Below are 12,755 nucleotides of genomic sequence, written 5' to 3' on the forward strand. Positions count from 1 at the left end.
GGGGAAATAACGTGAATTTAAAAACTGTTTCCGGCTCTGCTGTTGAATTATCAGAAGTAGCTTTCGGTCGTGATTTTAATGAAGCTCTTGTACACCAAGTTGTTACAGCTTATTTAGCTGGTGGTCGTCAAGGTTCTAAAGCTCAAAAATCACGTGCAGACGTTTCTGGCGGTGGTAAAAAACCTTTCCGTCAAAAAGGTACTGGCCGAGCTCGTGCGGGTTCTATTCGTAGCCCAATCTGGGTTGGTGGTGGTAAGACTTTTGCTGCTCGTCCACAAGATTGGTCTCAAAAAGTTAACCGTAAAATGTACCGCGGTGCAATGCAATGTATCTTAGCTGAACTTGTTCGCCAAGATCGTCTTGTATTAGTTGAAGAGTTTGCTGTTGAAGCGCCTAAAACTAAAGAATTGCTTGCAAAACTTAACGGCTTGAACGCTACTCGCGCATTAATCGTTACAGAAGCTGTAGATGAAAATCTATATTTAGCTGCTCGTAACCTTCCACACGTTGATGTGGTTGATGCTGCTGGGATCGATCCTGTTGGTTTGATCGCGTTCGATAAAGTTGTTATGTCTGTTGCTGCTGCTAAGAAAATTGAGGTAGAACTCGGATGAACAACGAACGTATCTATCAAGTCCTACAAGGACCTGTTTTTTCAGAAAAAGCACAAGTTTTAGGTGAAACTGCTGGTGTTCAAGTTTTTAAGGTTGCTATCAACGCAAACAAACTTGAAATCAAAAAAGCAGTAGAACAATTATTTGGTGTGGAAGTTGTTAAAGTTAACACGACTATCACTAAAGGTAAGACTAAGCGCTTTGGTAAAACATTAGGACGTCGTTCTGATGTTAAAAAAGCATACGTCACCCTGAAAGCTGGCCAAGATGTTGAAATGGCTGACTTGGGCGATACCGCTGAAAGCGCAGCGGAATAAGGACGAAAATTATGCCAATTCAAAAATGTAAGCCAACGTCTCCAGGGCGTCGCTTTGTAGAGAAAGTCGTTCACGACCATCTTCACAAAGGTGCGCCTTATTCGCCGTTGGTTGAAGCTAAAAAACGTACTGGTGGTCGTAATAACAACGGTCACATTACTACTCGTCACGTTGGTGGTGGTCATAAACAACACTACCGTATCGTTGACTTTAAACGTAATAAAGATGGCATTCCAGCGGTTGTAGAGCGTATTGAATACGATCCTAACCGTACATCACACATTGCATTAGTTCTTTATGCTGATGGTGAACGTCGTTATATTATTGCTCCTAAAGGCTTACGTGCTGGTGATAAAGTACAATCTGGTAACGATGCTCCAATTCGTCCAGGTAACTGCTTACCACTTCGCAATATGCCAATCGGTTCTACACTACATAACATCGAGCTTAAAATCGGTAAAGGTGCACAATTAGTGCGTTCTGCTGGTACTTCTGCTCAGTTGTTAGGTCGTGACGGTTCTTACGCTATCGTTCGTTTACGTTCTGGTGAAATGCGTAAAGTACACGTTGAATGCCGTGCTGTGTTAGGTGAAGTATCTAACTCAGAAAGCAACCTTCGTTCACTTGGTAAAGCAGGTGCATCTCGCTGGCGTGGCGTTCGTCCTACCGTTCGTGGTATGGCGATGAACCCAGTAGACCATCCACATGGTGGTGGTGAAGGGCGTAACAAAGGTATTCAACCTGTAAGCCCATGGGGTCAAAAAGCTAAAGGGTACAAGACTCGTACCAACAAGCGTACGACTAAGATGATCATTCGCGACCGTCGCGTTAAGTAACAAGTAAAGGAATCTGACAATGCCTCGTTCTCTGAAAAAAGGCCCATTCGTCGATGCGCACTTGTTCGCTAAGGTTGAAGCGGCTGTAGCGAGTAATTCTCGCAAGCCGATCAAAACTTGGTCGCGTCGTTCGATGATCCTCCCAGATTTTGTTGGTTTAACAATTTCTGTACATAATGGCCGTAACCATGTTCCAGTGATCGTATCTGAACATATGGTTGGTCACAAACTTGGTGAATTCGCGCCAACTCGTACCTATCGTGGTCACGGTGTTGACAAGAAATCTAAACGTTAAGGTGCTATGATGGAAGTTACTGCTAAATTACGCGGTGCCGCTATCTCGGCACAAAAAACTCGTTTGGTTGCAGACCTAATCCGTGGCAAATCTGTTGCTCACGCGCTTAATATTCTTAACTTCAGCAACAAAAAAGCTGCAGTTTTGGTTAAAAAAGCATTGGAATCTGCAATTGCAAACGCTGAACACAATAACAGTTTAGATGTAGACGACCTTAAGGTTACTACGATTTACGTTGATGAAGGCACTAGCCTTAAACGTATTATGCCACGTGCTAAAGGCCGTGCAGATCGTATTACTAAGCGTACTTGTCACATTACCGTTAAGGTAGGGGTTTGATATGGGTCAGAAGGTTCATCCAATCGGTATCCGCCTTGGTGTTGTAAAACGTCATAACGCCAACTGGTATGCGAGTCCGAAACAATACGCTGAATATTTGCTTAAAGATCTTCAAGTTCGTGAGTTTTTAACTAAAAAACTTAAAAGCGCGATGATCAGCAAAATTCTTATCGAACGTCCTACAGGCGCTGCTAAAGTAACAATTAGCACTGCTCGTCCAGGTATCGTTATCGGTAAAAAAGGCGAAGATATTGAAAAATTACAGCGTGAACTTACTCAAATTATGGGTGTTCCAGCGCAAGTAAGCATTAACGAAATCGATCGCCCAGATTTAGACGCTCGTTTAGTTGCTGAAGCAATCGCTTCTCAATTAGAAAAACGTGTAATGTTCCGTCGTGCTATGAAGCGTGCGGTACAAAACACAATGCGTGCTGGTGCGAAAGGTATTAAAGTTGAAGTATCTGGTCGTTTAGGTGGTGCAGAGATTGCACGTACTGAATGGTATCGTGAAGGTCGTGTACCTTTACATACACTTCGTGCTGATATCGACTATGCAACTATGCGTGCTGAAACAACTTACGGTACGATCGGTGTTAAAGTTTGGATTTTCCGTGGTGAGATCTTAGGTGGCATGAAACAAGTCATGAACCCTGCTCCTGCTGAAGAACGTCCAGCTAAACGTGGTCGTGGCCGTGGTGAAGGTCAGGAACGTCGTGGTCGCGGTGAAGGTCGTGGTCGTGGTGAGTCGCAAGATGCTGCGCGCCATGCAGGCCGTGATCGTGATGATCGCGCTGCTAAGGGAGAGTAATCATGTTACAACCTAAGCGTACTAAATTCCGTAAAGTGCAAAAAGGCCGTAATACTGGTTTAGCACATCGCGGTAGCACTGTATCTTTTGGTACAATTGCACTTAAATCGATTGAGCGTGGTCAAATGACAGCTCGTCAGATTGAAGCTGCACGTCGTACAATCAGCCGTCGTGTTAAACGTGGTGGTAAGATCTTTATCCGTGTTTTCCCAGACAAACCAATTACTGAAAAGCCATTAGAAGTTCGTATGGGTAAAGGTAAAGGTTCTGTGGAATACTGGGTTTGCCAAATCAAACCAGGTAAGATCTTGTACGAAATGGATGGTGTTAGTGAAGAATTGGCACGCGAAGCGTTTACGCTTGCAGCGGCTAAGCTTCCATTTAAAACCACTATCGTTACTAAGACGGTGATGTAATGAAAACTAAAGATCTACGTGAAAAGTCGGTAGAAGAGTTGACAGCTTTGCTTGATGAGCAACAGTTGAACCAATTCCGTCTTCGTATGGCGAAAGCAACTGGTCAATTGGGTAAATCGCATGAAGTTGCGCTTACTCGTAAGACTATTGCTCGTATCAAGACCCTCCTTACCGAAAAACAGGGGAACGCACAATGAGTGAGCAAACAGTTCGCACGTTAACAGGCAAAGTAGTAAGCGACAAAATGGACAAGTCTATTGTTGTACTTATCGAACGCCGCGTTCAACACCCGTTGTATGGCAAATCAATCCGCCGTTCAACAAAATTACACGCTCATGATGAGAACAACACAGCTAAAACTGGCGATGTTGTGACCATTAAAGAAAGCCGCCCAATTTCAAAAACTAAAGCTTGGACTTTAGTGGAAGTTATTGAAGCTGCTGCTGAGTAATTAGACGTTCTTGTTGCATCATCGGTCAATTTCGAGTACTCTTTGAGCCTTTCGAAATTGCGACCGGTGATGCTCGGTTTTGGAGTAGGGCAATGATTCAGACCGAAAGTATGCTAGACGTAGCAGACAACAGTGGTGCTCGCCGCGTACAATGTATTAAAGTACTAGGTGGTTCACATCGTCGTTATGCTTCTGTTGGCGACATTATTAAAGTTACTGTAAAAGAAGCAATTCCACGTGGCCGTGTTAAAAAGGGTGACGTGATGAATGCAGTTGTAGTTCGTACTAAATTCGGTATTCGTCGTCCAGACGGTTCTGTGATCCGTTTTGATGATAATGCTGCAGTTATCTTGAACAACAACAAGGCTCCGATTGCCACTCGTATTTTCGGACCAGTGACTCGTGAACTTCGTACTGAACAGTTCATGAAAATCATTTCATTGGCTCCTGAAGTTCTATAATAGAGGCAATCATGGCTAAGATTAGAAAAGGCGATCAAGTAATTGTGATCGCAGGTAAAGAAAAAGGCAAACAGGGTACTGTTTTGTCTGTTTCAAATGACCAAGTTAAGGTTGAAGGCCTTAACTTAGTTAAGAAGCATCAAAAGCCGAACCGTGCAACAGGTGCTGAAGGCGCTATCGTTACACAAGAAGCTTCGCTTCATATTTCAAACGTGGCGATTTTTAATGCTACAACCCAAAAGGCTGACCGTGTTGGTTACCAAGTGTCTGAAGGCGTGAAAACTCGCGTTTATAAGTCAAATGGTGAATCAGTGGCGGTAGCGAAGTAATAGGTTGAAATAGGCTATGGCCAGACTTAAAACACGTTATAACGACGAAATCCGAGCTAAGTTGAAAGAAGAACTTGGTTTGGCAAATGTGATGGAAATTCCTCGCATTACTAAAATCACCATCAACATGGGTGTTGGTGCAGCTTCAGCTGACAAGAAATTGTTAGATGGCGCTTTGGCTGATATGCAAGCTATTGCTGGTCAAAAACCAGTGCTTACATTAGCTCGTAAATCAATCGCTGGTTTTAAAATCCGTGACGGTTGGCCGATTGGTTGTAAAGTAACTTTACGCGGCGAACAAATGTACGAATTCTTAGACCGTTTGATCTCTATTGCGATCCCTCGTATTCGTGACTTCCGCGGTTTTTCTGCGAAATCATTCGATGGTCGTGGTAACTATTCAATGGGTCTCAAGGAACAAATTATGTTCCCTGAAATCGATTTTGATAAGATCGATCGTATTCGTGGTATGGATATTACTATCACTACGACTGCTCGCACCGATGACGAAGGCCGTGCACTAATCCGTGCATTTGGCTTCCCGTTCAAATAAGAGGTCGATATGGCTAAGAAAGGTATGATTAATCGCGAATTGAAACGCGAAGCAACAGTTGCAAAATATGCTGCAAAACGTGCTGAATTAAAAGCAACGATTGCAAACGTAAATGCATCTGATGAAGAACGTTTCGAAGCGATGATGAAGTTACAAGCATTACCACGTAATGCGTCTCCAGTACGTCTTCGTAACCGTTGTGGTTTAACTGGTCGTCCTCATGGTTACTTCCGTAAGTTCGGCTTAAGCCGTAACAAATTACGCGATACAGTAATGCAAGGTGATGTACCGGGCGTTGTTAAGGCAAGCTGGTAAGGAGCGACTATAAATGAGTATGCAAGATACCGTTGCCGACATGTTAACTCGTGTTCGTAACGCACAAATGGCAAAGAAACAAACTGTTTCTATGCCTAATTCTAAGTTGAAAGTTGCAATTGCAAACGTACTTCAACAAGAAGGTTACATTTCAAATGTAGAAGTTGCTGATTCTGAAGGCAAAGCTACTTTGACAATTACTTTAAAATATTTTGAAGGCAAACCAGTTATCGATACTGTGAAGCGTGTAAGCCGTCCAGGTCTACGCCAATATCGCGGTAAAGATAGCTTACCAAGCGTTAAGCAAGGTTTAGGTATTGCAATTGTTTCTACAAGCAAAGGCATCATGACTGATCGCGCTGCACGTGCTGCGGGCATCGGTGGTGAAGTTATTGCTTTTGTTTCTTAATAGGTGATTCCTCATGTCTCGTGTGGCTAAAGCCCCAGTAACTGTACCTAACGGTGTAACAGTTACTCAGAACGGCCGGCAGGTCGAAGTGAAAGGCAGTAAAGGTACTTTGTCTTTCAACCTGCATGCGCTGGTCGAGCTTAAACAGGAAGAAGGTCAACTTCATATTGCTCCAGTTAAAGAATCTCGCGATTCTTGGATGCAAGCTGGTACTGCTCGCGCTGTTCTTAACAACCTTGTTAAAGGTGTTAACGAAGGCTTCGAACGTAAGTTACAACTGATCGGTGTTGGTTATAAAGCTGCGGTTAAAGGTACTATTGTAAACCTTAACCTTGGTTACTCTCACCCAATCGATTACTCTCTTCCAGAAGGCGTAACTGCAGAAACTCCTACTGCTACTGAAATCATTTTGAAATCAGCGAATAAGCAGTTGTTGGGTCAAGTGGCTGCAGAAATCCGTGCTTACCGTGCTCCTGAACCGTATAAAGGTAAAGGTGTTCGTTATTCGGATGAAGTTGTGCTTCGTAAAGAAGCTAAGAAGAAATAAGGCGCGAGGTTCTTATGAACGAAAAGAAACAATCCCGTTTGCGTCGTGCGAAAAGCACACGCTTGCACATCCGTGCATTGGGTGCGACTCGTTTGTGTGTAAACCGCACTCCGCGTCACATCTATGCACAAGTTATTTCAGCAGATGGTGGCAAAGTATTAGCGCAAGCTTCTACTTTGGATGCATCTTTGCGTAGCGGTACTACTGGTAACGTTGATGCGGCTACTAAAGTAGGTGCTTTAATCGCAGAGCGTGCTAAAGCAGCTGGTGTTACTAAAGTTGCATTTGACCGTTCTGGTTTCAAATATCATGGTCGTATCAAAGCCTTGGCTGATGCTGCTCGTGAAAACGGCTTGGAGTTCTAATCATGGCTAAAGTTGAACAAAACGAAGGTCTTGTTGAAAAGCTGGTTGCCGTTGATCGTGTAGCCAAAGTTGTTAAGGGTGGTCGTATCTTCTCTTTCACAGCATTGACTGTGGTTGGTGATGGTAATGGTCGCGTAGGTTTTGGTCGTGGTAAAGCACGTGAAGTTCCAGCTGCTATTTCTAAAGCACTTGAAGCTGCACGTCGCAACATGATTACTGTTGATCTTGTTGACGGTACTGTTCAGCATCCTATCAATGCTCGTCACGGTGCAAGCCGCGTTTACATGCAACCTGCTTCTGAAGGTACTGGTGTAATTGCTGGTGGTGCTATGCGTGCAGTGTTAGAAGCTGTAGGTGTACGTAACGTATTGACTAAATGTTATGGTTCTACTAACGCTGCTAACGTAGTAAACGCAACTTTTAACGGTTTGCGTGATATGACTTCTCCTGAGAAAGTTGCTGCGAAACGTGGTCTTTCAGTAGAACAAATTTTAGGGTAATCAATCATGAAAACGATTAAAGTTACCCAGACTAAATCTGCTGCGCATCGTTTGAAAAATCACAAACTTTGCCTACAAGGTTTAGGTCTGCGTCGTATTGGTCATACAGTAGAAGTAGTGGATACACCTTCTAACCGTGGTATGATCAACAAAGTCTACTATATGGTTAGTGTAGAGGAATAAGCCATGACTCTGCGTTTAAATGAACTTGCGCCTGCTGAAGGTGCAAAACGCGAAAACCGTCGTTTAGGCCGTGGTATCGGTTCTGGCGTTGGTAAGACCGGTGGCCGTGGTGTCAAAGGTCAAAAATCACGTAAAAGTGGTGGCGTTCGTCCAGGTTTTGAAGGCGGTCAAACTGCGTTATATCGTCGTTTGCCTAAATTCGGTTTCACAAGCCAATTGGCTTTGAAAACTGCTGAAGTACGTTTGTCTGAACTTGCTAAAGTTGAAGGTGATGTTGTTTCACTTGAAACTTTAAAAGCTGCGAATGTCGTACGTAAAGATATGGTGCGTGCTCGTATCGTTCTTTCTGGTGAAATCACTCGTGCATTCACTGTTCAAGGTGTTGCATTGACTAAAGGCGCTAAAGCTGCTGTTGAAGCTGCTGGCGGTAAAGTCGAGGAGTAATCGCGAGTGACTATGTCTCCTAGTTCTTCAGGTCATGTGAACATGATGAAAGGTCAACCATTTCATGTGAAATATCGTGAAATTATTCACCGATTAATGTTTTTAATTGGTGCGTTAGTTGTCTTTCGACTAGGAGCGCATATTCCGCTGCCAGGTATTGATAACGTCGCTCTAGAACGGTTTTTCAAAGCTAATGAAGGTACTTTTTTAGGTTTGTTTAACATGTTCTCGGGCGGGGCATTAGAGCGAATGTCTATTCTTGCGTTAGGGATTATGCCGTACATTTCTGCATCTATTATTGTGCAGTTAATGTCTACGGTAGTTCCTTCGTTAGAGGCATTAAAAAAGGAAGGCGAGCAGGGTAAGCGTAAGATTAATCAATATACGCGCTACGGCACCTTATTACTCGCATTAGTCCAAGGTATTGGGATGTGTGCTGGTCTGATCAGTCAAGGGATTACTTTGACTTCGGGTCTAGCTTTTTACGTTCCGGCACTAACTTCGTTAGTTGCAGGTACCATGTTCTTGATGTGGTTAGGTGAGCAAATTACTGAACGTGGTGTTGGTAATGGTATCTCAATGATTATCTTTGCAGGTATTGTTGCTGGTTTACCAAACTTAGTGATTCAAGCATTTACATCTGTAGATAACGGTCAATCAAGCTTAATTGGTTTGGCTGTATTTGGATTACTATCAATTGCTGTTTTAGCAGCGATTGTGTTTATTGAAAAAGCTCAACGTCGTATACCTGTTAACTATGCTCAAAAGCAGCAAGGGCGTCGCGTATTTACTGCACAGCAGACACATTTGCCATTGAAAATTAACATGGCAGGGGTTATCCCAGCAATTTTCGCTAGTTCGTTATTGTTGTTCCCTGCAAGTTTAGGTCAATGGTTAGGTAGTGCTGATCCAAACGCAGGATTCGTGAAGCGTGCGCTACAAGATTTGGCATTAGTATTATCGCCTGGACAACCTTTGTATTTGGTGCTCTTCGGTGCGTTAATTATCTTTTTCTGTTATTTCTATACGGCACTGGTTTTCAGTCCGAAAGAAGTTGCAGAAAACTTGAAACGCAGCGGAGCTTACGTACCTGGTATTCGCCCAGGTGAGCAAACTGCTCGTTACTTAGATCATATTCTTAATCGTTTGACATTTATTGGTGCAATCTACATCACGGTTATCTGCTTAATGCCGATGATTTTACAAAGTTCTTTTGGTATTCCATTCCATTTGGGTGGTACCTCATTACTTATCGTTGTTGTAGTTGTTATGGACTTTATGGCACAGCTTCAAGCCCACTTAACGTCGCATCAGTATGATAATCAATCGTTAATGAGAAAAACGACTGCTCATCCTAAGGGATAAGCGCACTTAGAAGGTTTCATCATGAAAGTACAAGCTTCTGTAAAAAAAATTTGTGGTAGCTGTAAAGTTATCCGTCGTAATGGGGTTATTCGCGTAATTTGCAGCGCAGAACCTCGTCATAAGCAGCGTCAAGGTTAATTTAATTAAGACCTGTTGATTTCAGTAGGCTAATTAGGTTATTATCCGCCCCTCAAGATTTTTGTGGGGCGGTTGATTATCTCTACTGCCTTTTTGGAGAAATTTGAATGGCTCGTATTGCCGGTGTAAACATTCCGGATAACAAGCATGCTGTTATCTCTCTCACGTATATTTTTGGTATTGGCCGTCACACTGCTAAAAACATTTTAGCTGCTGCAGGCATTGCTACTACTACTAAAATTCGTGAATTAGATGATGCTCAGCTTGATGCGATTCGTGCAGAAGTTGCTAAGGTTCCGACCGAAGGTGATTTACGTCGCGAAATTTCCATGAACATTAAACGTTTAATGGATTTAGGCTGCTACCGCGGTCTTCGTCATCGTCGCAGCTTGCCTGTTCGCGGACAACGCACCAAAACTAACGCACGTACCCGTAAAGGTCCGCGCAAACCTATTAAGAAATAAGATTTCTGGAAGCTAAAAGATGGCTAAAGATACTCGCACACGCAAGAAGGTCACTCGTACCGTCTCTGAAGGTGTTGCACACATTCACGCTTCTTTTAATAACACCATTGTTACGATTACTGATCGTCAAGGTAATGCATTGGCTTGGGCTACTTCAGGTGGACAAGGCTTCCGTGGATCACGTAAATCAACTCCGTTTGCTGCTCAGGTAGCTGCTGAAGTTGCTGGTAAAGCTGCTTTAGATTACGGTTTGAAAAACTTGGACGTCCTTGTAAAAGGTCCTGGTCCAGGTCGTGAATCTGCGGTTCGTGCATTAGGTGCAGTGGGTTATAAAATTAACAGCATTACCGATGTGACACCGATTCCGCACAACGGTTGCCGTCCACCTAAAAAACGTCGCGTGTAAGGAGAAACATTCATGGCTCGTTATATTGGTCCAAAATGCAAACTCTCTCGCCGCGAAGGGACAGACCTGCAATTAAAATCTGGCGTTAAACCATTTGACGTCAAAACTAAAAAAGCTGCTAAAGCTCCTGGCCAACATGGCGGGGCGCGTGGTGGTAAACAATCTGAGTACTCACTACAGTTACGTGAAAAACAAAAAGTACGTCGTATGTACGGTGTTTTAGAGCGTCAATTTAGTAATTACTATAAAGAAGCTGCTCGTGTGAAAGGCGCAACAGGTGAAAACTTGTTGAAATTGCTTGAAAGCCGTCTTGATAACGTCGTTTATCGCATGGGTTTTGGTTCTACACGTGCAGAAGCTCGTCAGCTAGTATCTCACCGTTCAATCACTTTAAATGGTCGTCGTGTTAACATCGCGTCAATCCAAGTTAAAGCGGGTGACGTGATCGCAGTTCACGAAGGCGCTAAACAACAATTACGTATTAAAAACGCAATTGAATTAGCTGCTCAACGTGGTACAGCTTCTTGGATTGAAGTAGATCATTCAAAACTTGAAGGTACATTTAAAGCTGCACCAGATCGTTCTGATTTACCTGCTGAAATCAACGAAAGCTTGATTGTAGAATTGTATTCTAAATAATCCTTGAGGTAGCAATAATGACGCGTACTGCAAACGAGTTTCTAACTCCGCAAGCGATCAAGGTCGAAGCGGCAAGCGGGACCTCGGCAAAAGTGATTCTTGAACCGTTAGAGCGTGGTTTTGGCCATACTCTTGGTAATGCTTTACGTCGCATCCTATTATCTTCTCTACCTGGCGCTGCCGTGGTAGAAGTTGAGATAGAAGGTGTCGAGCACGAGTACAGTACTTTAGAAGGCTTGCAGCAGGACATCGTCGAGCTCTTGCTGAACCTAAAAGGATTGTCTATTAAGCTGTTCGATCAAAACGAAGCATATTTAACATTAGAGAAGCAAGGACCTGGCGACGTAACTGCCGCTGATCTTCGTTTGCCTCATAATGTTGAAGTGGTTAACCCTGAACATTTGATTGGTACTTTAAGTGCTTCTGGCTCATTAAAAATGCGCTTGAAAGTTTCTCAAGGCCGTGGTTATGAAACATCTGATTCTCGTTTCCCTGAAGGTGAAACACGTCCTGTTGGTCGTTTGCAATTAGATGCTTCTTATAGCCCGATCAAACGTGTGTCTTACACAGTGGAAAACGCTCGTGTAGAACAACGTACTGACCTTGATAAGCTCATCATTGATCTTGAAACAAATGGAACTGTAGATCCAGAAGAAGCAATCCGCAAAGCGGCAACAATCTTGCAACAACAAATTGCAATTTTTGTTGATCTTCAGAAAGATCAAGCTCCAGTTGCTCAAGAACCTCGTGAAGAAGTTGATCCAATTTTGCTTCGTCCAGTAGATGATCTAGAGCTTACTGTTCGTTCTGCTAACTGTTTGAAAGCAGAAAATATTTACTACATTGGTGATCTAGTACAGCGCACTGAGGTTGAGTTACTTAAAACTCCTAACCTTGGTAAAAAATCGCTTACTGAGATCAAAGATGTTCTGGCTTCTAAAGGCTTACAACTCGGCATGCGTTTAGAGAACTGGCCACCAGCTAGTCTCCGTATGGACGATCGTTTCGCCTATCGTAGCCGTTAATTAAGTAGGACTATCACCATGCGTCATCGTAATAGTGGTGTGAAATTAGGCCGTACCAGCAGCCATCGTAAAGCGATGTTTCAAAACATGGCTAATTCTTTGTTCGAGCATGAGTTGATCAAAACAACTGTGCCTAAAGCAAAAGAGTTACGTCGTGTAGCTGAGCCTTTAATCACTTTAGCTAAAAACGATACAGTAGCAAACCGTCGTTTGGCGTTTGCTCGTACTCGTTCAGCAGCAACAGTTGGTAAATTATTTACCGTTCTTGGCCCTCGTTACAAAGAACGTAACGGCGGTTATCTACGTGTTCTTAAAGCTGGTTTCCGTGCAGGTGATGCTGCGCCGATGGCTTATGTAGAGCTTGTGGATCGTGAAGTAAACTAATTTTACTCACGTCATAGAACAATCGGTTGTTCGAAAAAGGTCGGTATTTTACCGACCTTTTTTTATGCGTGAAATTTAAGAATTGTCAGACAAAATCTAATTTTGTCCTCAAGTGATATGAAATTTGTCGGAAAAATACAAACTTGACATTG

General features: G+C 43.2%; 25 protein-coding genes and 1 pseudogene. All 26 read left to right on the top strand.

Annotation, left to right across the window (positions count from 1 at the left end; all coding sequences use genetic code 11):
* Positions 1–11: 11 nt before the first annotated feature.
* Positions 12–614, top strand: coding sequence for a 50S ribosomal protein L4 (rplD, locus tag GGG_RS0102815; protein WP_004725681.1), 603 nt, complete (start codon positions 12–14; stop codon positions 612–614).
* The gene (rplW, locus tag GGG_RS0102820) at positions 611–931 is read left to right on the top strand and encodes a 50S ribosomal protein L23 (RefSeq protein WP_010111913.1); all 321 of its coding nucleotides are present in this window, start codon (positions 611–613) and stop codon (positions 929–931) included. Before rplD ends, rplW begins: the two co-directional genes overlap by 4 nt.
* Positions 932–942: 11 nt before the next feature.
* Positions 943–1,767, top strand: a complete 825-nt coding sequence (gene rplB / locus GGG_RS0102825; protein WP_010111915.1) for a 50S ribosomal protein L2 — start codon at positions 943–945, stop codon at positions 1,765–1,767.
* A gap of 19 nt (positions 1,768–1,786) precedes the next feature.
* A complete protein-coding gene (gene rpsS, locus GGG_RS0102830) occupies positions 1,787–2,062 on the top strand; it encodes a 30S ribosomal protein S19 (RefSeq protein WP_004869548.1) in 276 nt (91 codons plus the stop codon).
* Between the two features lie 9 nt (positions 2,063–2,071).
* On the top strand, positions 2,072–2,401 hold the full coding sequence (gene rplV / locus GGG_RS0102835; RefSeq protein ID WP_004691320.1) for a 50S ribosomal protein L22: 330 nt from the start codon (positions 2,072–2,074) through the stop codon (positions 2,399–2,401).
* Between the two features lies 1 nt (position 2,402).
* Positions 2,403–3,272, top strand: a pseudogene (gene rpsC / locus GGG_RS0102840) (30S ribosomal protein S3).
* Complete coding sequence (gene rplP, locus GGG_RS0102845) at positions 3,212–3,625, top strand: 50S ribosomal protein L16 (RefSeq protein ID WP_004825189.1); 414 nt, start codon at positions 3,212–3,214, stop codon at positions 3,623–3,625. The pseudogene rpsC and the gene rplP overlap by 61 nt, the downstream one beginning before the upstream one ends.
* Positions 3,625–3,822 carry a 50S ribosomal protein L29 gene (gene rpmC / locus GGG_RS0102850; protein WP_004825188.1) on the top strand — a complete coding sequence of 66 codons (198 nt, stop codon included), beginning with the start codon at positions 3,625–3,627 and terminating at the stop codon, positions 3,820–3,822. Before rplP ends, rpmC begins: the two co-directional genes overlap by 1 nt.
* Positions 3,819–4,076, top strand: a complete 258-nt coding sequence (gene rpsQ, locus GGG_RS0102855) for a 30S ribosomal protein S17 (RefSeq protein WP_004725698.1) — start codon at positions 3,819–3,821, stop codon at positions 4,074–4,076. The genes rpmC and rpsQ overlap by 4 nt, the downstream gene beginning before the upstream one ends.
* Positions 4,077–4,168: 92 nt before the next feature.
* Entirely contained in the window at positions 4,169–4,537 is a 369-nt protein-coding gene (rplN, locus tag GGG_RS0102860; RefSeq protein ID WP_004725701.1) for a 50S ribosomal protein L14, read from the top strand.
* Between the two features lie 11 nt (positions 4,538–4,548).
* The gene (gene rplX / locus GGG_RS0102865; RefSeq protein WP_010111933.1) at positions 4,549–4,866 is read left to right on the top strand and encodes a 50S ribosomal protein L24; all 318 of its coding nucleotides are present in this window, start codon (positions 4,549–4,551) and stop codon (positions 4,864–4,866) included.
* A gap of 16 nt (positions 4,867–4,882) precedes the next feature.
* Positions 4,883–5,419, top strand: coding sequence for a 50S ribosomal protein L5 (rplE, locus tag GGG_RS0102870; RefSeq protein WP_004825186.1), 537 nt, complete (start codon positions 4,883–4,885; stop codon positions 5,417–5,419).
* 9 nt (positions 5,420–5,428) lie between these two features.
* On the top strand, positions 5,429–5,734 hold the full coding sequence (gene rpsN, locus GGG_RS0102875) for a 30S ribosomal protein S14 (protein WP_004825185.1): 306 nt from the start codon (positions 5,429–5,431) through the stop codon (positions 5,732–5,734).
* A gap of 13 nt (positions 5,735–5,747) precedes the next feature.
* The gene (rpsH, locus tag GGG_RS0102880) at positions 5,748–6,143 is read left to right on the top strand and encodes a 30S ribosomal protein S8 (protein WP_010111934.1); all 396 of its coding nucleotides are present in this window, start codon (positions 5,748–5,750) and stop codon (positions 6,141–6,143) included.
* A 13-nt stretch (positions 6,144–6,156) separates the two neighbouring features.
* Entirely contained in the window at positions 6,157–6,690 is a 534-nt protein-coding gene (gene rplF, locus GGG_RS0102885; protein WP_010111935.1) for a 50S ribosomal protein L6, read from the top strand.
* 14 nt (positions 6,691–6,704) lie between these two features.
* Complete coding sequence (gene rplR / locus GGG_RS0102890) at positions 6,705–7,055, top strand: 50S ribosomal protein L18 (RefSeq protein ID WP_002049741.1); 351 nt, start codon at positions 6,705–6,707, stop codon at positions 7,053–7,055.
* 2 nt (positions 7,056–7,057) lie between these two features.
* Complete coding sequence (rpsE, locus tag GGG_RS0102895; RefSeq protein ID WP_010111943.1) at positions 7,058–7,555, top strand: 30S ribosomal protein S5; 498 nt, start codon at positions 7,058–7,060, stop codon at positions 7,553–7,555.
* 6 nt (positions 7,556–7,561) lie between these two features.
* The gene (rpmD, locus tag GGG_RS0102900; protein WP_010111945.1) at positions 7,562–7,738 is read left to right on the top strand and encodes a 50S ribosomal protein L30; all 177 of its coding nucleotides are present in this window, start codon (positions 7,562–7,564) and stop codon (positions 7,736–7,738) included.
* A gap of 3 nt (positions 7,739–7,741) precedes the next feature.
* The gene (gene rplO / locus GGG_RS0102905; protein WP_010111947.1) at positions 7,742–8,182 is read left to right on the top strand and encodes a 50S ribosomal protein L15; all 441 of its coding nucleotides are present in this window, start codon (positions 7,742–7,744) and stop codon (positions 8,180–8,182) included.
* A gap of 45 nt (positions 8,183–8,227) precedes the next feature.
* Positions 8,228–9,547, top strand: a complete 1,320-nt coding sequence (secY, locus tag GGG_RS0102910; protein ID WP_171057645.1) for a preprotein translocase subunit SecY — start codon at positions 8,228–8,230, stop codon at positions 9,545–9,547.
* A gap of 21 nt (positions 9,548–9,568) precedes the next feature.
* The gene (gene rpmJ / locus GGG_RS0102915; protein WP_000867907.1) at positions 9,569–9,685 is read left to right on the top strand and encodes a 50S ribosomal protein L36; all 117 of its coding nucleotides are present in this window, start codon (positions 9,569–9,571) and stop codon (positions 9,683–9,685) included.
* Positions 9,686–9,792: 107 nt separating this feature from the next.
* Positions 9,793–10,149 carry a 30S ribosomal protein S13 gene (gene rpsM, locus GGG_RS0102920; RefSeq protein ID WP_005012957.1) on the top strand — a complete coding sequence of 119 codons (357 nt, stop codon included), beginning with the start codon at positions 9,793–9,795 and terminating at the stop codon, positions 10,147–10,149.
* Between the two features lie 19 nt (positions 10,150–10,168).
* Positions 10,169–10,555 carry a 30S ribosomal protein S11 gene (gene rpsK / locus GGG_RS0102925; RefSeq protein WP_001040166.1) on the top strand — a complete coding sequence of 129 codons (387 nt, stop codon included), beginning with the start codon at positions 10,169–10,171 and terminating at the stop codon, positions 10,553–10,555.
* Between the two features lie 12 nt (positions 10,556–10,567).
* Positions 10,568–11,194: a 30S ribosomal protein S4 gene (rpsD, locus tag GGG_RS0102930; RefSeq protein ID WP_010112125.1), complete on the top strand. Its 627-nt coding sequence runs from the start codon at positions 10,568–10,570 to the stop codon at positions 11,192–11,194.
* A gap of 17 nt (positions 11,195–11,211) precedes the next feature.
* The gene (rpoA, locus tag GGG_RS0102935) at positions 11,212–12,219 is read left to right on the top strand and encodes a DNA-directed RNA polymerase subunit alpha (RefSeq protein WP_004650465.1); all 1,008 of its coding nucleotides are present in this window, start codon (positions 11,212–11,214) and stop codon (positions 12,217–12,219) included.
* A gap of 18 nt (positions 12,220–12,237) precedes the next feature.
* Positions 12,238–12,603, top strand: a complete 366-nt coding sequence (rplQ, locus tag GGG_RS0102940; RefSeq protein WP_004281488.1) for a 50S ribosomal protein L17 — start codon at positions 12,238–12,240, stop codon at positions 12,601–12,603.
* Positions 12,604–12,755: the final 152 nt, after the last annotated feature.

It is taken from the genome of Acinetobacter sp. P8-3-8, assembly GCF_000214135.1.
Taxonomy (GTDB): domain Bacteria; phylum Pseudomonadota; class Gammaproteobacteria; order Pseudomonadales; family Moraxellaceae; genus Acinetobacter.